Annotated in this window: 1 protein-coding gene; it reads left to right on the top strand. The window is 46.7% G+C overall.

Annotated features, from left to right (window positions below; translation table 11 throughout):
• A partial coding sequence (tuf, locus tag AB4323_RS24130) for an elongation factor Tu (RefSeq protein WP_016783752.1) occupies window positions 1-1,177 on the top strand: 1,177 nt, incomplete at both ends.

The raw sequence follows: 1,177 nt of genomic DNA, 5'->3' as shown, positions 1-1,177 counted from the left end.
TGTCTAAAGAAAAATTTGAACGTACGAAACCGCACGTAAACGTTGGTACTATCGGCCACGTTGACCACGGTAAAACAACTCTAACTGCTGCTATCTGTACTACTCTTGCAAAAGTATACGGCGGTGTTGCTAAAGATTTCGCATCTATCGATAACGCTCCAGAAGAGCGTGAGCGCGGTATCACAATCGCAACTTCTCACGTTGAGTACGACACTCCAGCACGTCACTACGCACACGTAGACTGTCCAGGACACGCGGATTATGTTAAAAACATGATCACTGGTGCTGCACAAATGGACGGCGGTATCCTAGTTGTTGCTGCGACTGACGGCCCTATGCCTCAAACTCGTGAGCACATCCTACTTGGTCGTCAAGTTGGTATCCCTTACATCATCGTATTCATGAACAAATGTGACATGGTAGATGACGAAGAGCTACTTGAGCTAGTTGAGATGGAAGTTCGTGAACTTCTTTCTGAATACGACTTCCCAGGTGATGACCTACCAGTTATCCAAGGTTCTGCACTTGGCGCACTAAACGGCGAGAAGCAGTGGGAAGACAAGATCGTTGAGCTTGCAGAAGCACTAGATTCTTACATTCCTGAGCCAGAGCGTGCAGTTGACCAACCGTTCCTACTACCAATTGAAGATGTATTCTCAATTCAAGGTCGTGGTACTGTTGTAACTGGTCGTATCGAGCGCGGTATCCTACGTGTAGGTGACGAAGTAGAAATCGTTGGTATCAAAGAGACTACTCTTACTACTTGTACTGGTGTTGAAATGTTCCGTAAACTGCTTGACGAAGGTCGTGCAGGTGAGAACGTTGGTGCACTTCTACGTGGTACTAAGCGTGATGACGTTGAACGTGGTCAAGTACTTTCTGCGAAAGGTTCTATCAACCCACACACTAAGTTTGAGTCTGAAGTATACGTACTTTCTAAAGACGAAGGCGGCCGTCACACTCCTTTCTTCAAAGGTTACCGTCCACAGTTCTACTTCCGTACAACTGACGTAACAGGCGATATCACTCTACCAGAAGGCGTAGAAATGGTAATGCCAGGTGACAACGTTCAAATGACTGTTGAGCTAATCGCTCCAATCGCAATGGACGAAGGTCTACGTTTCGCAATCCGCGAAGGTGGCCGTACAGTTGGTGCTGGTGTTGTAGCTAAAATCTT

The organism is Vibrio sp. 10N.261.52.C11, from assembly GCF_041471405.1.
GTDB lineage: Bacteria > Pseudomonadota > Gammaproteobacteria > Enterobacterales > Vibrionaceae > Vibrio > Vibrio crassostreae_C.
This window is presented reverse-complemented; position numbering and strand designations above follow the sequence as displayed.